General features: G+C 63.9%; 19 protein-coding genes and 1 pseudogene. 16 read left to right on the top strand and 4 right to left on the bottom strand.

The window, feature by feature from the left end; all coding sequences use genetic code 11:
* Positions 1-17: 17 nt before the first annotated feature.
* The 4 genes from U4Y90_RS22655 to U4Y90_RS22640 all read left to right on the top strand — a co-directional run bounded on the left by U4Y90_RS22655 (position 18) and on the right by U4Y90_RS22640 (position 5033).
* Complete coding sequence (locus U4Y90_RS22655; protein WP_321797899.1) at positions 18-1055, top strand: L-idonate 5-dehydrogenase; 1038 nt, start codon at positions 18-20, stop codon at positions 1053-1055.
* Between the two features lie 90 nt (positions 1056-1145).
* Positions 1146-2444 carry an MFS transporter gene (locus U4Y90_RS22650; protein WP_321797897.1) on the top strand — a complete coding sequence of 433 codons (1299 nt, stop codon included), beginning with the start codon at positions 1146-1148 and terminating at the stop codon, positions 2442-2444.
* A 65-nt stretch (positions 2445-2509) separates the two neighbouring features.
* Positions 2510-3316 (top strand): GntR family transcriptional regulator, encoded by an 807-nt coding sequence (locus tag U4Y90_RS22645; protein ID WP_321797896.1) that lies wholly within the window; start codon positions 2510-2512, stop codon positions 3314-3316.
* A 193-nt stretch (positions 3317-3509) separates the two neighbouring features.
* On the top strand, positions 3510-5033 hold the full coding sequence (locus tag U4Y90_RS22640; RefSeq protein ID WP_321797895.1) for a tetratricopeptide repeat protein: 1524 nt from the start codon (positions 3510-3512) through the stop codon (positions 5031-5033).
* Between the two features lie 159 nt (positions 5034-5192).
* Here the strand turns inward: U4Y90_RS22640 and U4Y90_RS22635 are convergent, their stop codons facing one another.
* Entirely contained in the window at positions 5193-6278 is a 1086-nt protein-coding gene (locus tag U4Y90_RS22635; protein ID WP_321797894.1) for a tartrate dehydrogenase, read from the bottom strand.
* Between the two features lie 122 nt (positions 6279-6400).
* Here U4Y90_RS22635 and U4Y90_RS22630 point away from each other — a divergent pair, with 122 nt between their 5' ends.
* The 8 genes from U4Y90_RS22630 (at position 6401) to U4Y90_RS22595 (ending at position 14180) form a co-directional block, all read left to right on the top strand.
* Positions 6401-7339 (top strand): LysR substrate-binding domain-containing protein, encoded by a 939-nt coding sequence (locus U4Y90_RS22630; RefSeq protein WP_321797892.1) that lies wholly within the window; start codon positions 6401-6403, stop codon positions 7337-7339.
* A gap of 95 nt (positions 7340-7434) precedes the next feature.
* Complete coding sequence (locus tag U4Y90_RS22625; RefSeq protein ID WP_321797891.1) at positions 7435-8643, top strand: efflux RND transporter periplasmic adaptor subunit; 1209 nt, start codon at positions 7435-7437, stop codon at positions 8641-8643.
* Position 8644: 1 nt separating this feature from the next.
* Entirely contained in the window at positions 8645-9337 is a 693-nt protein-coding gene (locus tag U4Y90_RS22620; RefSeq protein WP_321797889.1) for an ABC transporter ATP-binding protein, read from the top strand.
* Between the two features lie 6 nt (positions 9338-9343).
* Positions 9344-10498: an ABC transporter permease gene (locus U4Y90_RS22615; RefSeq protein WP_321797887.1), complete on the top strand. Its 1155-nt coding sequence runs from the start codon at positions 9344-9346 to the stop codon at positions 10496-10498.
* A 9-nt stretch (positions 10499-10507) separates the two neighbouring features.
* Positions 10508-11674, top strand: a complete 1167-nt coding sequence (locus U4Y90_RS22610) for an ABC transporter permease (RefSeq protein ID WP_321797886.1) — start codon at positions 10508-10510, stop codon at positions 11672-11674.
* Positions 11675-11777: 103 nt separating this feature from the next.
* Positions 11778-12170: a tautomerase family protein gene (locus U4Y90_RS22605; protein ID WP_321797884.1), complete on the top strand. Its 393-nt coding sequence runs from the start codon at positions 11778-11780 to the stop codon at positions 12168-12170.
* A gap of 29 nt (positions 12171-12199) precedes the next feature.
* Positions 12200-12571 (top strand): GFA family protein, encoded by a 372-nt coding sequence (locus tag U4Y90_RS22600; RefSeq protein WP_321797882.1) that lies wholly within the window; start codon positions 12200-12202, stop codon positions 12569-12571.
* Between the two features lie 145 nt (positions 12572-12716).
* The gene (locus tag U4Y90_RS22595) at positions 12717-14180 is read left to right on the top strand and encodes an alkaline phosphatase family protein (RefSeq protein ID WP_321797881.1); all 1464 of its coding nucleotides are present in this window, start codon (positions 12717-12719) and stop codon (positions 14178-14180) included.
* An 8-nt stretch (positions 14181-14188) separates the two neighbouring features.
* Here U4Y90_RS22595 and U4Y90_RS22590 read toward each other — a convergent pair whose 3' ends face one another.
* Entirely contained in the window at positions 14189-14695 is a 507-nt protein-coding gene (locus U4Y90_RS22590) for a GNAT family N-acetyltransferase (protein WP_321797880.1), read from the bottom strand.
* Between the two features lie 193 nt (positions 14696-14888).
* Here U4Y90_RS22590 and U4Y90_RS22585 point away from each other — a divergent pair, with 193 nt between their 5' ends.
* Positions 14889-15815 (top strand): transporter, encoded by a 927-nt coding sequence (locus U4Y90_RS22585; protein ID WP_321797986.1) that lies wholly within the window; start codon positions 14889-14891, stop codon positions 15813-15815.
* A gap of 56 nt (positions 15816-15871) precedes the next feature.
* Here the strand turns inward: U4Y90_RS22585 and U4Y90_RS22580 are convergent, their stop codons facing one another.
* Both U4Y90_RS22580 and U4Y90_RS36185 read right to left on the bottom strand, forming a co-directional pair.
* Entirely contained in the window at positions 15872-16150 is a 279-nt protein-coding gene (locus U4Y90_RS22580; RefSeq protein ID WP_415749401.1) for an SUMF1/EgtB/PvdO family nonheme iron enzyme, read from the bottom strand.
* On the bottom strand, positions 16150-16374 hold the full coding sequence (locus U4Y90_RS36185) for a hypothetical protein (protein ID WP_415749400.1): 225 nt from the start codon (positions 16372-16374) through the stop codon (positions 16150-16152). The genes U4Y90_RS22580 and U4Y90_RS36185 overlap by 1 nt, the downstream gene beginning before the upstream one ends.
* Positions 16375-16667: 293 nt before the next feature.
* Here U4Y90_RS36185 and U4Y90_RS22575 point away from each other — a divergent pair.
* The 3 genes and pseudogenes from U4Y90_RS22575 to U4Y90_RS22565 all read left to right on the top strand — a co-directional run.
* Positions 16668-16901, top strand: a pseudogene (locus tag U4Y90_RS22575) (AAA family ATPase); the annotation flags it as partial.
* 218 nt (positions 16902-17119) lie between these two features.
* Positions 17120-18205 carry a linear amide C-N hydrolase gene (locus tag U4Y90_RS22570; protein WP_321797879.1) on the top strand — a complete coding sequence of 362 codons (1086 nt, stop codon included), beginning with the start codon at positions 17120-17122 and terminating at the stop codon, positions 18203-18205.
* A 107-nt stretch (positions 18206-18312) separates the two neighbouring features.
* Complete coding sequence (locus U4Y90_RS22565) at positions 18313-18999, top strand: DUF3348 domain-containing protein (RefSeq protein WP_321797877.1); 687 nt, start codon at positions 18313-18315, stop codon at positions 18997-18999.
* The last annotated feature ends 2 nt before the right edge of the window (positions 19000-19001 follow it).

Raw genomic sequence — 19001 nt, 5'->3', positions numbered from 1 at the left:
ATTCCAGGACACCGATCATGCTCGCAGCCGTTCTCCACGAACCGAAGAAGCTCGTCATCGACGAGATCGACACGCCCGAGCCGCAGGCCGGTCAGGTGCAGATTCGCGTGCGCGCGGGCGGCATCTGCGGATCGGATCTCTCGTATTACTTCAAGGGCAAGAGCGGCGATTTCTCCGTGCGCGAGCCGTTCGTGCTCGGTCACGAAGTCGCGGGCGAGATTGCCGCGTTGGGCGAGGGTGTGACCGGCCTGCAAGTCGGCCAGCGCGTCGCGGTCAATCCCGGCCTGAATTGCGGCACGTGCCGTTTCTGCGTGAAGGGCATGCCGAACCATTGCCTGAACATGCGCTTCATGGGCAGCGCGTCGACCTTCCCGCACATGCAGGGCATGTTCCGGCAGTACATCACGGCCGCCGCGCGGCAATGCGTGCCGGTGCCGGGCAACCTCGATTTCGCGCAGGCGTCGATGGCCGAACCGCTTGCCGTCGCGCTGCATGCGTTGAAGCTCGCCGGCTCGCTCGTCGGCGCGAAAATGCTGCTCGTCGGTTGCGGACCGATCGGCTGCATCGTGCTGGCGGCGGCGCGACGCGCGGGCGCGCATCGTATCGTCGCGCTCGATCTCGCGGACAAAGCCCTCGCGATGGCCGCATCCCTCGGCGCGGACGAGACCGTGCTCGCGAACGATCAGGCGCGCATCGATGAATGGTCGCGCGAGCGCGGCACCTTCGACGTGGTGATCGAGGCATCGGGCAGCCCCGCCGGCCTCGATACCGCGTTGCGCTCGGTACGCGCCGGCGGCACGGTGATCCAGCTCGGCAATCTGCCGGCGGGTCAGTCGCCCGTTGCCGCGAATCTCGTGATGGCGAAGGAGTTGCGCTATCAGGGTTCGTTCCGCTTCACGGATGAATACGCGACGGCCGCCGACGAGATCGCGTCGCAGCGCATCGACCTTCGCCCGCTGATGACGCATGCGTTTCCGCTTGCCGAAGCGAATCGCGCATTCGAAGTCGCGCTGGATCGCACTCAGTCGATGAAGGTGCATCTCCAGTTCGACTGACCGCTCAACCCGAAACTGGCATTCAAAATTCACCATTCATAAAACCGCCCGGCCGGAAGGCAAGAAGAGGCGGTGCATCGGAGACTCACCATGATCAAAAGTCAGCGATGGTTCGTCGTAGGCCTGCTGTTTCTCGCGGGCGTCGTCAACTATCTCGACCGCGCGGCGCTTTCCATCGCCGCACCGCTCATCCAGAAAGACCTGCATTTCACGCACGCGCAGATGGGCATCGTGTTCAGCAGCTTTTTTATCGGGTATGCATTATTCAATTTCGTCGGCGGCGTGCTGTCAGACAAGATCGGCGCGAAGAAGGTGTTCGGCGGCGCGATGGGCATCTGGTCGCTCTTTTGCGGCGCGACCGCGCTCGCGAGCAGCCTCGTGTCGCTGATCGTGCTGCGCGTGCTGTTCGGCATGGGCGAGGGGCCGTTCAGTTCGTCGAACAGCAAGATGGTGAACAACTGGTTTCCGCGCCGTGAAGTGGCGAGCGCGATCGGCGTCATCAGTTCGGGTACGCCGCTCGGCGGCGCGCTGGCAGGCCCGATCGTCGGCTATATGGCGATCCAGTTCGGCTGGCGCTGGGCGTTCGTCATCATCATGATGATCGGCTTCGCGTGGCTCGTGTTGTGGACGCTTTCGACGACCGAGCATCCGCAACAGAACGCGCGCGTGACACGGGCCGAACTCGATCTGATCGTCGCCGGCCAGCAGGACGCGGCATCGATGGAGCACGGCGCGCACGGCAAGCAGGCGAACCTCGGCTTCTATCTGCGTCAACCGATCATCCTCGCCACGGCATTCGCGTTCTTCGCATACAACTACGTGCTCTTCTTCTTTCTCTCGTGGTTCCCGACCTATCTCACCGAAGCGCACCACATGTCGCTGCGCGACATGAGCTTCGCGACGGTGATTCCGTGGCTGCTCGGCAGCATCGGGCTCGCGGCGGGCGGCTTCATCACCGATGCGATTCTGCGCGTCACCGGCAAGCCGCTGATGTCGCGTCGGATCGTGTTGACGGTGTGCCTCGGCATGGCCGCGTTGTGCGTCGCGTTCGCGGGGCGCGTGGAGAGCACGCAGGGTGCGGTGGCGCTGATGTCCGTGACGATCTTCTTCCTTTACGTGACGGGCTCGGTGTACTGGGCGGTGATCCAGGACACGGTGCGTCGTGAGAATGTCGGCGGCGTCGGCGGCTTCGTGCATCTGCTCGCGAATCTCGCGGGCGTGATCGGACCGGCGGTGACGGGCTTCATCGTCGAGGCGACGCACGGTGCTTATGGCAGCGCATTCGTTCTGGCCGGTGTGATCGCGGTGCTCGGCGCACTGTGCTCGCTGGTGTGGATTCGCGAGCCTAAAGCGCGCGCGAAGCGCGAAAGCGCGGCGAGTGCTGCGTGATAGTATCGGAGAGCGGGGCGCGTAGACGTGCCTCGCCTTCTCCTCACAAGCATTCAGGTTCAATCATGCAAGACGGTATCGTGTCGAATGGCTCGGATGGAGTGCGACGCGCGCGCGTGCGCAGGGCGCTCGCATCGCAGAAGATCGAGCTGCCCGATCTGACGGCGATGATCTCGCACGACTCGCATGAACCCATCGGCAAGCAGATTTTTCGGGCGTTGCGTCAGGCGATCTTCGCGGGACAACTGGTGCCCGGCACGCCGCTCTCCGAAAAGGAAGTATCGGACATGTTTCAAGTCTCGCGACAACCGGTGCGCGAGACCTTCATCAAGCTCGTCGAGGCGGGCGTTCTGCAAGTGCTGCCGCAGCGCGGCACGTTCGTGAAAAAGATTTCGCCGCGGCAGGTGCGTGAAGGGCGCTTCATTCGCGAGGCGATCGAAACTGCGGTGGCGCGCAAGGCCGCGGTCGCCATCACCGATTCGCAACTCGACGATCTCGCGGCGAATCTGCGCGAGCAGAAGAGCGCATCGAAGGTGAACGACACGAGTGCGTTTCTCGCGCTCGATGAGCAATTCCACATGCAGATCGCGCAATCGATCGATTGCGTCGCCGCATGGGACACGATCCAGGACATCAAGGCGCAAATGGACCGCGTGCGCTATTTGAGCCTGCCGGACGTATCGCCGCTCGATCTGCTCATCAAGCAGCATGCGCGCATCGTGAGCGCGTTGAAGGCGCACGATCCCGATGGCGCCGAAGAAGCAATGCGCGCGCATCTGCGGGAGATTCTGGTGTCGCTTCATCCGATCGCGCAACGCAATCCCGACTGGTTCGAGCCGGACGAGCCTGAGCGGGTGGCGCTCGGTTCGTGACGCTGAGAAACGGAGCGGCCATGCGCCGCTTCATTGTTTTGGGTCAGCCTTTAGATGACCGGGGCGAAACAGTGAATTTTCGATTCATATCAACTGGTACTTATGCCTGCGCTTTAGAATTCCGCAATCGGCCGATAACCCTAAAGATGTGACGAGGTTGCGCGCCTCGGAAAACAATTGGAAAGGCAGCACGATGCAGGAAGCGCTTCATTCGGCATACGGCCAGGCAGTCCATGCCTATAACAATGGACAGTGGCAAACGGCCGTGCACTGGATCGAACGATGCCTGAGCTTCGATTCGGAGAATGCGGATCTCCTTCATTTCCGTGGTCTCTGCGCACTGGCGCTCGACGACGCGGCTGAAGGAGAACGCTGGATTCTGAAGGCGATCGAGCGCTCGGCCAGCCCGGTCTTCTATAACTCGCTCAGCGTTGCTCAAACGAGGCTGCGCGCATTCGCGGACGCTGCCGACAGTGCGCGAGCCGGTCTGAAGAGCGCGGCGCAATGGCGTCCGGAAGTCGACAGAACGGTTCTGCTCTACAACCTCGGGCGTGCACTGCAACTGGACGGGCGACTGGAGGAAGCGGCTGCGGCCTATCGGGAAGTGCTCGAACTCGATCCTGACCACGCTGGGGCACAGAACAATCTCGGCGCAATTCTGAATACGCTCGGCGAATTCGACGCGGGTATCGCTCACTTCCGTCGCGCACTGGACCTCGCACCGGGCAATCTCGAAGCCCACAGTAATCTCGGTCATGCGCTGCTTGCCGCAGGACGATACCGGGACGCATGGCCGCATTTCGAGCATCGATGGTCGACTTTCCAGGACGAGACCGGACGCCCTGAGACCGCGGCTCCGAACTTGCCGATTCCGCAATGGAAAGGCGACCCTGTGCGTCCCGATCGGGACCGGCTGCTGATCCTGAACGAACAGGGACTCGGCGATTCGCTACAGTTTTCCCGATACATCCCGATGGCGATGAAGCGCTTCGCGAAGGTTGGCTTTGCGGGCCCCGAGCCGTTGCGCCGTCTGTTCACGGACTCGTTCGCACGGTCGGGCGACTTCCTTTATCTCGACGCGAGACACATCGATCTGAAGCAGTGGGACATGTTCTGCCCGCTGATGTCCATGCCTCTGGCATTCGATACGGATGTCGATTCGGTCCCGGCGTCGATCCCGTATCTCCATGCCCGAGCACACGCGGTGCGGCGCTGGTCGGCGCGTCTCGTCGAACTCGGTGACGGGGCGCTGCCGCGCATTGGTCTTGCCTGGGCCGGCGGCAGATTTCGCCCGGACGTCGATGCGAGGCGCAGCATCGGCACGGAGCAGATCGACACGTTGATCTCATGGCCGCACGCCCGCTGGATCAGCCTGCAGAAGCCGGTGAATGACGCGAAGAAGCTGCTGCCCCGGCAGCGCATGCATGTCGTCGACTGGATGGATGAAATCGAAGACTTCGCCGACACTGCGGCGCTCGTTTCATCGCTGGATCTCGTGATCTGCGTGGATACGTCGGTCGCGCATCTCGCGGGCGCGTTGGACAAGCCGGTTTGGATGCTGAACCGGCATCGCGGCTGCTGGCGCTGGATGCGCGGACGTGAAGACACGCCTTGGTATCCGAACATGCGTATCTTCAACCAGACGGAACGCGACAACTGGGACGAAGTGCTGGAACGCGTGCTCGCGGAACTGGAGCTGGCAGGCTGGAGGCGATGACCCGCGAGCCGCACGTGGCATCGCGACGGCGGCGTAATCACCCGCCGCGTGACCCTCCGGCCTTTATCGGCCGTCGCGATGCCTGCCGCACGCGCGCCTGAGAGGGACATGCGCGGCATCGACCGGCGCGGCGCGTTCGCGCGCCAGTGCCCACATTCGTTACGCCGCAGCCGTTTCCACGCGCGCGACAAAGGCGCACACGGCAGCCGTTACTTGCGCCGTCGTCGCCTTGCCCCCGAGATCGCCGGTGTGGAGCGCGGGATCGGCGGTGACCGCTTCGACCGCGGCCATCACGCGGCTGGCGGCATCGAATTCGCCGAGATGTTCGAGCAGCATCACGACGGACCAGAACGTGCCGATCGGATTGGCGAGGCCCTTGCCCATGATGTCGAACGCGGAGCCGTGGATCGGCTCGAACATCGACGGATAGCGGCGCTCCGGATCGATGTTGCCCGTCGGCGCGATGCCGAGGCTGCCCGCCAGCGCGGCAGCCAGATCGCTCAGGATGTCGGCGTGCAGATTCGTCGCGACGATGGTGTCGAGCGTGGCGGGGCGATTGACCATGCGCGCCGTGGCGGCATCGACGAGTTCCTTGTCCCACTTCACGTCCGGGAATTCCTTCGAGATCTCCAGCGCGATCTCGTCCCACATGACCATCGCATGACGCTGCGCGTTGCTCTTCGTGATCACGGTCAGCAGCTTGCGCGGACGTGACTGCGCGAGTTTGAATGCAAAGCGCAAAATGCGTTCGACGCCGGCGCGCGTGAGAATCGATACATCGGTCGCCGCCTCGATCGGATGGCCCTGATGCACCCGGCCGCCGACGCCCGAATATTCGCCTTCCGAGTTCTCGCGCACGATCACCCAGTTCAGGTCTTCGGGCTTGCAGCGCTTGAGCGGGCCGTCGATGCCCGGCAGGATGCGCGTCGGGCGCACGTTGGCGTACTGGTCGAGGCCCTGGCAAATCTTCAGGCGCAGGCCCCACAGCGTGATGTGATCGGGCACGTCCGGATCGCCCGCGGAGCCGAACAGAATCGCGTCCTTGTCGCGGATCGCGTCGAGGCCATCGGCGGGCATGATCACGCCGTGCTGGCGGAAGTAGTCCGCGCCCCAATCGAAGTTCTCGAACTGGAATTCAAAATTTTGCGTGCTGCGTGCCAGCGCTTCGAGCACCTGCTGACCGGCGGGAACGACCTCCTTGCCGATGCCGTCGCCGGGAATGGTCGCGATGCGATAGGTCTTCATGTCTCGTCTCCGTGTTCGATGTGTCGGGCGCGTTTCAGCGTGTAGTCACTTTACCCAACTTTCAGCGCTGGAACCGGTGCTAAACTCAAAGCATCTTTAACTTCGATTCACAAGTGAGCGTCATGGCGGAGACCGTTCAGCCGTCGGATCTGAGCTTCTTTTCGACGCTCGCCGCGTCGGGCAGCCTGAGCGCTGCGGCCCGCGAGCTGGGACTGACGGCGGCCGCCGTGAGCAAGCGTCTCACGCAGATGGAAGCGCGCGCGGGCGTGCCGCTCGTCAACCGCACGACGCGGCGGATGATGCTCACGCCCGAAGGCGAACTGTATCTAAAGCACGCGCGGCGCATTCTCGACGAGATCGACGCGCTGGCCGAGTTGCTCGGCAGCGCGAAAAAAAGTCCGAAGGGACTGCTGCGCGTGAACGCGACGCTCGGCTTCGGGCGCAGTCACGTCGCGCCCGCGATCTCGCGCTTTGTCGTGCGGCATCCGCAAGTGTCGGTGCAGCTTCAATTGTCGGTCGCGCCGCCACCGCTCACCGACGACGCCTTCGACGTCTGCATCCGCTTCGGCGAGCCGCCCGACACGCGCGTGATCGCGCGGCGTCTCGCGGCGAACCGGCGGCTTCTGTGCGCGGCGCCCGCGTATATCGCGTCGCACGGCATGCCCGCGACGCCGCATGAACTGGCGCGGCACAACTGCATCGGCATACGCCAGGGTGACGAAGCCTACGGCGTGTGGCGACTGACGACGGGCCGCGGCGCGGCGCGCAAGACGGAGGCCGTGCGCATCAAGGGCAATCTGACGACCAACGATGGCGAGATTGCCGTGAAATGGGCGCTGGAAGGGCACGGCATCCTGATGCGCGCGGAATGGGACATCAGGGACTATCTCGCCGATGGCCGCCTCGTGCCCGTGCTGCCGGAGCACGAGACGCCCAATGCGGATATCTACGCGGTGTATTCGCGGCGGCATCAAATGTCGGCGCGCATTCGTGCGTTCGTCGATTTCATCGCGGACGATCTGAAGCGGGCGCATGGCGTGTCGGTGCCGGGAGACAAGTAAAGGCTCCATAAACCCGGCGAATGTCGGCGCTATACTGACCATCCCTTCACCGTATCCCGATCCGCAGGCCCATGCCGCGGCGCAAAGTCAATAAATTGGCCGAACACGATCTGGAAAAACTCAAAATCGACCGGGGACCGTCCGCCGCGATGCCGCGCCGTCGGCGCAACTGGCTTCGTTATGTCATCGTCGTCGCGATTCTGCTCGCGCTCATCGGCGTGGCGTTTCGTCTCACCGGACCGCAGGCCGTGGAGACCGCCACCGTTACATCGGTTTATCCGTCGCAGGGTTATACGCTGCTGAACGCCACCGGCTATGTCGTGCCGCAGCGCAAGGCAGCGGTCGCATCGAAAGGGCAAGGACGCGTCGAATGGCTCGGCGTGCTCGAAGGCACGCCGGTGAAGGAAGGCCAGATCATCGCGCGCCTCGAGAGCAACGACGTCAATGCATCGCTCGCGCAGGCACAGGCGCAGGTCAAGGTCGCGCGGGCGAATCTGGAGCTTCAGCGCGCCGAACTGAAAAACGCCGAAGTCGATCTCCAGCGCTACAAAATCCTCGCACCGCAAGGCGCGATTCCGGCGACGCAATACGACGCCGCGCTCGCCCGCTACGACAAGGCCAAGGCGTCCATCAACAGCGACGAAGCCGCGATCGTTTCCGCGCAAGCGAATGCGCAAGCGGCGCAAGTCGCCGTCGATCAAACCGTGATCCGCGCACCCTTCGATGGCGTCGTGATCGAGAAGCACGCGAACGTCGGCGACAACATCACGCCGTTCTCGTCGGCGTCCGACAGCAAGGGCGCGGTCGTCACCATCGCCGACATGAAAACGCTCGAAGTCGAAGCCGACGTCGCCGAGTCGAACATCTCGCGCATCGCCGTCGAGCAGCCGTGCGAGATTCAACTCGACGCACTGCCCGACGTGCGCTTCGCCGGCCGCGTGTCGCGCATCGTGCCGACGGTCGATCGCTCCAAAGCCACCGTGCTCGTGAAGGTGCGCTTCGTCGAGCGCGATGCGCGCGTGCTGCCCGACATGTCCGCGAAGGTCGCGTTCCTGTCGAAGCCGGTGCCGCCCGAAGAGAAGAAGGCGCTCGTCGCCGTGCAGCCTTCGGCGGTCGTCACGCGCGACGGCAAGAAGGTGGTCTACGCGGTCGAGCGCGACACCGCGCGCGAAGTGCCCGTGACGGCCGGCGAGCGCATCGGCGATCTGCTGGCGGTGCAGGGCGTGAAGCCTGGCGACGTGCTCGTGCTCGCTCCCGGCGACAAGATCAGGGACGGCGCCAAAGTCACCGTGGCGAAGAAATAGCGTGAGCACGACACCTCTCGTTCAGATCAGCCATGTCGCGAAGTCGTATCGGCGCGGCGTGCAGACGGTGCCGGTGCTGACCGACATCACGCTGTCCATCGCGCAAGGCAACTTCGTCGCGTTGATGGGCCCGTCGGGATCGGGCAAGAGCACGCTGCTCAATCTGATCGCGGGCATCGACCGGCCCGATAGCGGCGAGCTGCGCGTCGGCGGCCTGGATATCACGCGCCTGCCCGAAGCCGCGCTCGCGGACTGGCGTGCGGCGAACGTCGGCTTCATTTTTCAGTTTTATAACCTGATGCCGGTGTTGTCCGCGTTCGAGAACGTCGAATTGCCGCTGATGCTCACGCGTCTCACGCGACATGAGCGCAAGGAACGCGTCGCGATGGTGCTCGACATGGTCAACATGGCCGATCGCATGAGCCACTATCCGTCGGAACTGTCGGGCGGCCAGCAGCAGCGCGTCGCGATCGCACGGGCGCTGATCACGGACCCGACGCTGATCGTCGCCGATGAGCCGACGGGCGATCTCGACCGCAACTCCGCCGCCGATGTACTCGCGATGCTGCAACGCCTCAACGACAGGCTCGGCAAGACCATCATCATGGTGACGCACGACGCGCACGCGGCCGGCGCGGCGAAGGCGCTGGTGCATCTGGAGAAGGGCGAACTGATCGATGGAACCACGCGCTAAGCCATCATGTTCGTGCTCAAGCTGATCCTGCGCAACGCGCTGCGGCACAAGCTGCGCACCACCCTGACGGTGCTCGGGCTGACCATCGCCGTGCTCGCTTACGGCCTGCTGCATACGGTCGTCGATGCGTGGTATGCGGGCGCGGCGGCGGCATCGAACGCGCGGCTCGTCACGCGCAACGCGATCTCGCTGGTGTTTCCGCTGCCGCTCGCGTATGAAAACCGCATCCGCGGCGTCGATGGCGTCACGCTCGTCGCGCGCTCGAACTGGTTCGGCGGCGTCTATCGCGATCCGAAGAACTTCTTCGCGCAGTTCGCCGTGTCGGACAATTATCTCGATCTGTATCCCGAGTTCATCGTGTCGGGGCAGCAACGCGCCGATTATCAGCGCGACCGCAAAGGCGCGCTCATCGGGCGGCAACTCGCGGATCAATACGGCTTCAAGGTCGGCGATGTCATTCCGCTCAAGGGCACGATCTATCCGGGAACATGGGACTTCGTCGTGCGCGGCATCATGGAAGGCCGCGACGAATCGACCATCACGCGGCAACTGATTTTTCACTATGACTATCTGAACGAGACGATCCGCAAGACGACCAAACGTACCGTGGATCAGGTCGGTGTGTATGTGGTCGGCATCAAGGATCCGGACGAAGCCGCCGCCGTCTCGCGCAACATCGACAACGTGTTCAAGAACTCGCTCGCCGAAACACTGACCGAAACGGAGCAGGCGTTTCAACTCGGTTTCGTCGCGATGTCGAATCAGATCATCGCGGCGATACGCGTCGTGTCTTATGTAGTCATCCTGATCATCATGGCCGTGATGGCGAATGCCATGGCGATGAGCGCGCGCGAGCGCATCACCGAATACGCGACCCTGAAGGCGCTCGGCTTCGGTCCCGCGTTTCTGTCCGTGCTGGTGTTCGGTGAATCGATGGCGATCTGCGCGATCGGCGGCGGCATCGGCATTCTGGCGACGCCGCCGATGGCCGAAGTCTTCAAGCACGCGACGGGCGGCGTGTTCCCGGTCTTCATGGTTTCGCGCGAAACCATGCTCCTGCAGGCCGCGTGCGCATTCGCCGTCGCGATGGCGGCGGCGATCGCGCCGGCGGTGCAGGCGAGCCGCGTGCGCATCGTCGAAGGCCTGCGGGCGATCGGCTGAGGGCGCGCGATGGCCATTCCCGTTTCCTACGTCGCGCGCAATCTCTGGGCACGCCGTCTCACGACGCTGTTGACGGCGGGCGGCCTCGCGCTGGTCGTGTTCGTGTTCGCGACCGTGCTGATGCTCGACGCCGGCCTCAGGCAAACGCTCGTGTCGACGGGCGAAGCGGACAACGTCGTCGTGATCCGCAAGGGCGCTGAAACGGAGATCCAGAGCGCGATCGACCGCAATCAGGCGAACGTGATGGAGATGCATCCCTCGGTCGCGATGAACGGCGACGGCGCACCGCTCGCATCGAAGGAAACCGTGGTGCTGATCTCGCTCACCAAGCTGGGCACGAATACGCCCGCGAATGTCGTGATTCGCGGCGTCTCGCCGATGGGCGTGCAACTGCGTCCGCAAGTAAAGCTCACGGCGGGGCGCATGTTCCGGCGCGGATCGTCGGAGATCGTCGTGGGCAGCAGCATCGCGAAGGGATTCGGCGGCACGCGCATCGGCGATCACTTGCGTTTCGCGCAGCGCGACTGGACCATCGTCGGTCATTTCGACGCGGGCGGCAGCGGTTTCGATTCGGAAATCTGGGGCGATGTCGATCAACTGATGCAATCGTTCCGGCGCACGAGCTATTCGTCGATGATCGTGCGTATCGCGCGCAGCGATGCGTTCGAGCGCTTCCGTGCCGATATCGACGTGGACCCGCGCCTCGCCGACGAAGCGAAGCGCGAGCAGGTGTTCTACGGCGATCAGTCGAAGGCGCTGTCGACCTTCATCAATATTCTCGGCTTCACGCTGTCGATCATCTTTTCGATCGCGGCGATGATCGGCGCGATGATCACGATGTATGCGTCGGTGGCGAATCGCGTCGCGGAAATCGGGACCTTGCGCGCGCTCGGATTCAAGCGCTTCGACGTGCTCGGGGCGTTTTTGCTCGAAGCGCTGCTGATCGGTCTGGTCGGCGGCGTGGCAGGGCTTTGCTGCGCGGCGCTGATGCAATTCGCTTCTTTTTCGACGACCAATTTCCAGACCTTCGCCGATCTGTCGTTCCGCTTCATGCTGACGCCTTCGGTCGTCGCGAAGACACTCGGCTTTTCGCTCGTGATGGGTCTCGTCGGCGGATTCCTGCCTGCGATGCGGGCGTCGCGGATGAATATCGTCGAGGCACTGCGCGCACGATGATGCGGTTTTGTCGAACGGTCGATGCAGAACAATTCAATGTTCAGCCTCGATGGCGCGGCGTAGAGTCGAGTTCACCGAATTCGATCTCGAAGGAGAATCCTCCATGCCGCTCGTCAGAATCTCACTCGTGAAAGGCAAGCCGCGCGACCATATCCGCGCGATCTCGAACAGCGTGCACGAAGCGCTCGTCGAAGCGTTCAAAGTCCCCGCCGACGATCGTTTCCAGTTGATCCAGGAACACGAGCGCGACGACTTCATTTACGATCCCGGTTATCTCGGCGTCGAACGAAGCGACGATCTCGTGTTCATTCATATCACCGCGAGCGACTGGCGCGACACGTCGACCAAGAAGGCGTTCTACCGGACGCTGGCGGCCAGGCTCGCCGCGTCGCCCGGCTTGCGGCCCGAAGACGTGCTGATCGTGCTGGCGCCGAATCGCCGCGAGGACTGGTCGTTCGGACGCGGACTCGCGCAATACGTGGAGGACGCGGCCTGAAGGAAAACCGCAAAGGAGAAGCAGCCACGATGAACCCGACGATCCTGAAAGGCGCGTGCCATTGCGGCGCGGTCACCTTCGAAGTTCAGACGCCGGCCGAGCCGGCCGTGCGCTGCAATTGCAGCCTGTGCCGCCGGCGCGGCGCGGTGATGTCCGCGCCGTTCACGGCCGACAAGCTGCGCATCCTGTCGGGCGAGAGCGAACTCTCGCTCTATCAGTTCAACGCCCAAGTCGCGAAGCATTTCTTCTGCAAGCGCTGTGGAATTTACACGTTCCATCAGACGCGCTCGAATCCGGATGAGTGGCGCGTCAATCTCGGCTGCATCGACGGCATCGACGCGTATTCGCTCGATGCGCCCGTCAAGGACGGCGCGAGCAGCTCGGTCGTGAAGCCCGCATAGAGGCGTTGCCATGTGAGTGAAGGGCGCCGGGAACGCCGCATGCTATAACCCGGCACCCACAAGCCGTTCGCGTTCGATGTATCGACGCGCAGCCACGTTCTCCGGCGAACGGCGTTCGATAACTACACTCACAGGGAGCGCCGTCATGCGGAAGCCTTCGAACGAACCCGACGCGGTGCGCCGCCGTCTGCTTGCCGCGCTCGCCGGCACGGCGATGCTGTCCGCATGCGGCGGCGGCAACGACGACGACTCGGGCACCGTCACGCCGACGAATCCCATCGGCGCGATCCCGCCCGATCGCGCGAACCTGCCGCGTCCGGCGTTGCCCGCGCCGGCGACCTCGGGCATCGATCACATCGTGCTCGTCACGATGGAGAACCGCTCCTTCGATCACATGCTCGGCTGGGTGCCGGGCGCGGAGGGCGCGCAGGCTGGCAAGCAATTCACCGATGCATTCGGCGCGGTGCAGTCGACCTTCTCGCTGTCCGCCAACGCGGCCTACGGCTATCAGGGCTGTCAGTTCGCGGACCCCGATCACGAATACGACGCGGGCCGCACGCATCTGGCTAACGGCGCGATGAACGGCTTTTTGCTCACGTCCGATACCAACAAGACACGCGGCGATCTGCTGCCTATCGGTTACTTCACGGGCAGCGATCTCGAGTTCTATCGTCAGGCGGCGACGCAGTACACGGTCTGCGATTACTACATGAGCGGCATTCTCTCCGACACGTTCCCCAACCGCATCTATCTGCATAGCGGCGAGACGGATCGTCTGAGCGACACGCTCGATACGTCGTCTCTATCGACGATCTGGGACCGTCTCGACGCGAAGAACGTGTCGTCGAAGTACTACTTCCACGACGTGCCGTTCACGGCGCTCTACGGCACGCGCTATGTCGGCCGCTCGAAGCTGTTTTCCGAGTTCCTGTCCGATGCCGCGGCCGGCAGTCTGCCGTCGTTCTGCATGGTCGATCCGAGCTTCGGCGGCGAAGCGAACGGAACCTCGAACGACGATCATCCGCATGCCGATGTGCGCAACGGCCAGGCGCTGCTCGGGCAAATCTACGAAGCATTGCGCACGAGCCCGAACTGGAGCACGACGCTCATGATCATCGTCTACGACGAATGGGGCGGCTTCTTCGAGCACGTCGCGCCGCCGGTGAAGTCGCTGTCGTCGGCGGAACAGGCGCTCGGCAACGACGGCCGCCTCGGCTTTCGCGTGCCCTGCATGCTGCTCGGGCCGCGCGTGCGTGCGAACAACGTGGCGCGCTATCCCTTCGATCCGAGCTCGATACATCAACTGCTCGCGTGGCGCTTCGGACTCGATCCGCTGGGCGTGCGCGCAAGCGATCCAAACACCTTCAACATGGCCTATGCGCTCGACCTGAGCGACGCGGCGCGCACCGATGCGCCGGCGCTCACGGTAGCCCAGGGACCGTTCGGCCTCGAATGCTCGAACACGCCATCGACCGGATCGGGTCTCTCTACCGTCGACAAATCGCAGACGGCGAAGGCCGCGGAGGGCGCATCGCAAACGCCTACACCGGGCGGGCGCTTCGCCGACCTGCGCGCCAAGGCGACGATGCTGGGCTTCCCTTCTTCCTGATCTATTCGCTAGGACGCGCGCCCGAAAACGAGCGTCATGAAGACCGAGTCGTGATACGCGCCATCGATCTTCAGCGCGCGCGGCTCGCGTGCGTATTCGACGAAGCCCGCCGCACGATACAGCCTGATCGCAGCGAGATTGTCCGGCGCCACTTCGAGCTTGATTTCATCGACGATGCCGCGCGCATGCGCGAGTACGGTATCGACGAGCGCAGCAGCCAGCCCCGCGCCGCGCGCGCTTTCGCGCACATACATGCCCCAGAGAATGCCCTTGTGTCTGACCTTCTCGCCAGGGGGCACCAAAAGCCCGGCCACGCCGGCAAGCGCGCCGTCGCTTGAATAACCGCCGAAAACCGCATGGTCCGCGATGCGTGCGCGGAACCAGTCGAGCGCTTGCGCGCGCTCGTCGTCGTATGCCGCGCCGAACGACTCGGGATGACGTTGAAGGCCTTCGAGGCGGATATCGCGGAACGCTGGCGCATCGGCAGGGGTGAGGCGTCTGATCGACGGAATCATGGCATTTCGCATAACGCATGCAATCGACAAATTGAAGCATCAATCATAGCCGCGTGCGCGGCGTGCGCCTTTACAAACCCGAGGGATTCCAATATTGCTGGACCGATGCAGGCTGCAATCTCCCGGAGGTAGGGCCATGAGAACGCGGATGAATGCGCGACAGCGTCGCTCTTCCAGGGGTGCGCAAGCCGCGATGCTCGCGGTGGTGTCGATGCTGGTCGCGGGCAGCGCGTCGGCGACGGAGGGCGCATTGGGAAGGCCCGTTGCGGGAACGAGCGTGCTGTCGGGCGTGGGCATCGTGCCGACCGAGCCGGCGTGGATCGCGGGCCTGGAGACGGTCTATCTCGACGGCTCGATCGGCGCCGACCGGCAGGTGCCCATCGGAGGGCGAAGCTCGCTCGGCGTGGATGGCGAACTGTCGCTCACCCTCGCGAGTCTGCTGAAAGTGTGGGGCAGTGCCGGCGGCTGGGCATTCGCGTCGGGCATCACGCTGCCGTATGTGTGGGAGAACGTGGCGGGCAGCTTTTCCGTCGGTCAGCTCAACACGACGACCAGCGATCGCGTGTCGAATCTCTACGACATGCTGTTCACGCCGATCGAGGCGGGCTACCACTTTTCGGAGACCGATCACATCGCGCTGTCTTTCAACATCTGGGCGCCGACCGGCAAGTACGAAGCGGGCGCGCTCGCTAATCCGAGCCTCAACACCTGGACCTTCGTGCCGCAGATCGCCTATACGAAGATCGTGCCGAAGTACGGGCTCGAGTTCGACGCGGTGATGGGCTTTCAGTTCTACACGAAGAACACCGCGACGAACTATCAGAACGCCCCGCTGTTCACGCTCGACGTGATGGGCCTGAAGAAGTTCGCGAACGGTTTCGGCATGGGTGTCGTGATGGGCACGGTGCAGCAGCTCGGCAACGACACCGGCCCGACCGCCGATCGGCTCGACGGCTTCGTCGGCCACGACTTCAGCATCGGCCCGATCATCACCTACGAGACCAGGCTCGGCGGAAAAACGCCGCTATCCGCGAGCCTGCGCTGGGTGCCTTCGGTCGCGAGCACCAACCGGCTGAAGAGCACGAAGACCTTCATGGCGACGGCCACGCTCGTGTTCTGAGCTCAATCGCCTGCGCCCATCACCCAGCGATAGTACGGAGGCGCGATCCGCCCGCATCACCGTGCCGATGCCACGTGTCCAGGCATCGCGGTCGCCGCGACACGCATCGAGGCCCGCGCGATGGAACGCGTGCAGCGTTTCGCGTTCGGCGGCAGTTGCACCCTGAGCGTGTCCCAGTCGGGCTTCTTCTCGGCGGTGGTGACATAGCCCGTCGCCGCGACGAACTTGAGACACTCCGCATGGCTCATGTGATGTTCGTCCATCCAGTAGCCATGGACGCGCACCTTGTGCGCGGGACGCTCGTTCGCCTGTGCGAGCTTGCTGTCGCTGCCCATCAGGAGCCGCCGCCGGGCACCCATGCCATGCCTTGCGGGCCGTGCACGCCGTCGCCGAGCACGATGCGGATCTGCGGCTTCGTTCGCTCGGTCATCGCCCAGCTCAAGCCATAGCCCACGAGCGCGGGGCACAAGCGCAGCAGCGCGGCCCATCGCGCGATGCGACGCATTCGCGAACCACGTGCGGTCGTGTCCTGCTCCTGGTTCGTCGATCTGTCCGCCATGTGCGCTACTGCGCGTGCGCCCCGGTCATCGCACCGACCCCCACCCACTCCATTCGGGCCACCAATATACGAACACATACTCGAATTCAATCTTTTTCCAAGGCACTGTCGCGAAGCCGCGCAGAGCCTCGGGCGCATGGAACATATCGGACACGGCGGCCCATCAAGTTGCAGAAAATGCAGCAATGCGATGCTTTGACGAAAGCGCCCCGGTCCAGTAACTTGTGGTTCGGGCGCTCGTGGCGCCATGCGGCGCAACGTCAGGTGAGACAACCATCGGGAACGAGCCAGTCATGCGCGATACCATCCGGCGGTTCGAAGCGAGCATCCGGCAAGCGGTCGTGGGGCAGCAGGCCGTCGTGCGGCAGATTCTGATCGCGCTGCTCGCCGATGGCCACGTGTTGCTCGAAAGCCTGCCCGGCGTCGCGAAAACGCGCACCGTGGAGGCCATCTCCGCACGCCTCGCCGTCACGATGAAGCGCATCCAGTTCACGCCCGATCTGCTTCCCTCGGACATCGCCGGTGCGCGTGCCGTTCTTTCAGGAAATGGCTCAGGCGCCGGAGAAAAGCCCGCGCCGGGCGGCGTGCGCTTGCGCATCAACCGGCTGCAACGCATGCTGATGCCCGTGCTCTGGGTGTCGCTGGTGATCGCGGCGGCGCGGCGCGTCTTCGTCGAAGCGCCCGTCACGCGCGACATGCCCGCGCGCGACCGAATCTTCGACCATCGACTAAAGGGAACACGGCCATGACCCGTCTGACTCGAAAGCTCGCGTGCCTCGTCGCGCTCGCATTGCTGTCCACGTCGCTCGCGCTTGCCTGCACGCGCGCACTGTATGTCGGCGACAAAGGCCTCGTGATAACGGGCCGTTCGATGGACTGGTCCGAGGACATGCGCTCGAATCTATGGGTGATGCCGGCGGGCATCGAACGCGATGGCAATGCGGGGCCGCGTTCGATCAAGTGGAAATCGAAGTACGGCAGCGTGGTGGTGTCGGGTTATGAAATCGGCACCGTGGACGGGATGAACGAGCGCGGCCTCGTCGCCAACGCGCTTTATCTCGCGGAGACCGATTACGGCAAGCCGGATCCGAAGCGCGATCCGATGTCGATCAGCCTGTGGGCGCAATACGCGCTCGATAACTTCGCGACGGTCGGGCAAGCCGTCTATGTGCTTTCGCGCGAGCCGTTCCAGATCATCGCGCCGCCGCTGCCCAACGGCAAACCGCTGACGATTCATCTGTCGCTTTCCGATGCGCGCGGCGATTCGGCGATCTTCGAGTACATCAACGGCAAGCTCATCATCCATCAGGGCAAGAAGTACAAGGTGATGACGAATTCGCCGATCTACGACGAACAACTCGCCATCGACACCTACTGGAAGAGCGTCGGGGGACTCGGCTTTCTGCCGGGCACGAACCGCGCGGCGGATCGCTTCGTGCGCACGTCGTTCCTGCTCGACGCCATTCCGAAGCAGGCCGACCCGGACTACATGGCGGGCGTGCCGCAGCAGTCGTATGCGTATCAGGCGGTGGCGAGCGTCATGAGCCTGATGCGTTCGGTGAGCGTGCCGCTCGGCATCAGCACGCCGGAGCAGCCCAATCTCTCGTCGACGATATGGCGCACGGTATCGGATCAGCAGAACATGATCTACTACTTTGATTCGGCGACGCGGCCCGATACGTTCTGGGTGTCGCTGAAGAAGCTCAATCTGAATCCGGGCGCGCCGGTGATGAAGCTGACCATCGACGCGGGGCAGGTCTTCTCGGGCGAGACGGCGGGAAGTTTCGTCGCGACGCAGCCGTTCGCGTTCATGCCGGCGAAGGCGCCCTGAGGCGGCGTTTGCAGGCCCATTGGCGCGACTCGACGCGAAACGGAGCGTCGATTTCGCGCGCACGGGTAAAATAGCGTCCTTTTGCCCCCGGTGATCCTGTGCAAGGCATGAAGCGCACGGCATTCAGCGGCCCGGCGCTCGTTCGCCTGCTGGCACATTTTGCCGATCTCGACGTTCACGAACCCGCTCAATCGCTCGCGGACCGCCTGAGCCAGTGGCTCGGCTGGACCGATGCGATCGCGCTGTCCACCGCGCTCGCCACCGATCCCGCCGCCGTATCAGGCGCGCGATCCGCGCCCCGCGACGTGGAGGAAGAGTGCGCGCGCGTGCGGGCCTCGCTCGCGGGCGCATTCGCACGCGAGGAGGCCGCCGCGCGCCGCAGGCATCGCGCGCCCGCGCAGCCGTCGCCAGACGATTCGCCGGCCGACTACGCGGACTATCGCCAGCGCTATGTGTCCTTGCAGCAGGCGATGGAATCCGATATCGGCGCGTTGCGCACGCGTTTGAGATCGCTGCTCGCGACGAGATCGCCGGACATGGCGCGTCTCGCCGTCGTCGATGCCGTCATGGAACAGGCGCTGAGCGCGCGCGAGCGCAGTCTGCTCGCCAACGTGCCCGCATTGCTCGGCAAGCACTTCGAGCGCCTGAAAAGCGCGCGTGCTTCTGCCGAGACAGCGGCGTCCGATGCGTGGCTCGAGGTGTTTCGCAAGGATCTGCAAAGCGTGTTGCTCGCCGAACTGGACGTTCGTTTTCAACCGATCGAAGGCTTGCTCGCGGCTCTTCGCCCCCGCTAACT

The sequence above is a fragment of the Caballeronia sp. J97 genome (assembly GCF_905220305.1).
GTDB lineage: Bacteria > Pseudomonadota > Gammaproteobacteria > Burkholderiales > Burkholderiaceae > Caballeronia.
This window is presented reverse-complemented; position numbering and strand designations above follow the sequence as displayed.

What these genes read in the sequence shown, in the direction of transcription:
- U4Y90_RS22595 (WP_321797881.1), top strand. Translation starts at nt 12,717, where the DNA reads ATGCGGAAGCCTTCGAACGAACCCGACGCGGTGCGCCGCCGTCTGCTT.
- U4Y90_RS22600 (WP_321797882.1), top strand. Translation starts at nt 12,200, where the DNA reads ATGAACCCGACGATCCTGAAAGGCGCGTGCCATTGCGGCGCGGTCACC.
- U4Y90_RS22640 (WP_321797895.1), top strand. Translation starts at nt 3,510, where the DNA reads ATGCAGGAAGCGCTTCATTCGGCATACGGCCAGGCAGTCCATGCCTAT.
- U4Y90_RS22565 (WP_321797877.1), top strand. Translation starts at nt 18,313, where the DNA reads ATGAAGCGCACGGCATTCAGCGGCCCGGCGCTCGTTCGCCTGCTGGCA.
- U4Y90_RS22615 (WP_321797887.1), top strand. Translation starts at nt 9,344, where the DNA reads ATGTTCGTGCTCAAGCTGATCCTGCGCAACGCGCTGCGGCACAAGCTG.
- U4Y90_RS22585 (WP_321797986.1), top strand. Translation starts at nt 14,889, where the DNA reads ATGCTCGCGGTGGTGTCGATGCTGGTCGCGGGCAGCGCGTCGGCGACG.
- U4Y90_RS22630 (WP_321797892.1), top strand. Translation starts at nt 6,401, where the DNA reads ATGGCGGAGACCGTTCAGCCGTCGGATCTGAGCTTCTTTTCGACGCTC.
- U4Y90_RS22580 (WP_415749401.1), bottom strand. Translation starts at nt 16,150, where the DNA reads ATGGGCAGCGACAGCAAGCTCGCACAGGCGAACGAGCGTCCCGCGCAC.
- U4Y90_RS22610 (WP_321797886.1), top strand. Translation starts at nt 10,508, where the DNA reads ATGGCCATTCCCGTTTCCTACGTCGCGCGCAATCTCTGGGCACGCCGT.
- U4Y90_RS22655 (WP_321797899.1), top strand. Translation starts at nt 18, where the DNA reads ATGCTCGCAGCCGTTCTCCACGAACCGAAGAAGCTCGTCATCGACGAG.
- U4Y90_RS22650 (WP_321797897.1), top strand. Translation starts at nt 1,146, where the DNA reads ATGATCAAAAGTCAGCGATGGTTCGTCGTAGGCCTGCTGTTTCTCGCG.
- U4Y90_RS22590 (WP_321797880.1), bottom strand. Translation starts at nt 14,695, where the DNA reads ATGATTCCGTCGATCAGACGCCTCACCCCTGCCGATGCGCCAGCGTTC.
- U4Y90_RS22605 (WP_321797884.1), top strand. Translation starts at nt 11,778, where the DNA reads ATGCCGCTCGTCAGAATCTCACTCGTGAAAGGCAAGCCGCGCGACCAT.
- U4Y90_RS36185 (WP_415749400.1), bottom strand. Translation starts at nt 16,374, where the DNA reads ATGGCGGACAGATCGACGAACCAGGAGCAGGACACGACCGCACGTGGT.
- U4Y90_RS22570 (WP_321797879.1), top strand. Translation starts at nt 17,120, where the DNA reads ATGACCCGTCTGACTCGAAAGCTCGCGTGCCTCGTCGCGCTCGCATTG.
- U4Y90_RS22645 (WP_321797896.1), top strand. Translation starts at nt 2,510, where the DNA reads ATGCAAGACGGTATCGTGTCGAATGGCTCGGATGGAGTGCGACGCGCG.
- U4Y90_RS22635 (WP_321797894.1), bottom strand. Translation starts at nt 6,278, where the DNA reads ATGAAGACCTATCGCATCGCGACCATTCCCGGCGACGGCATCGGCAAG.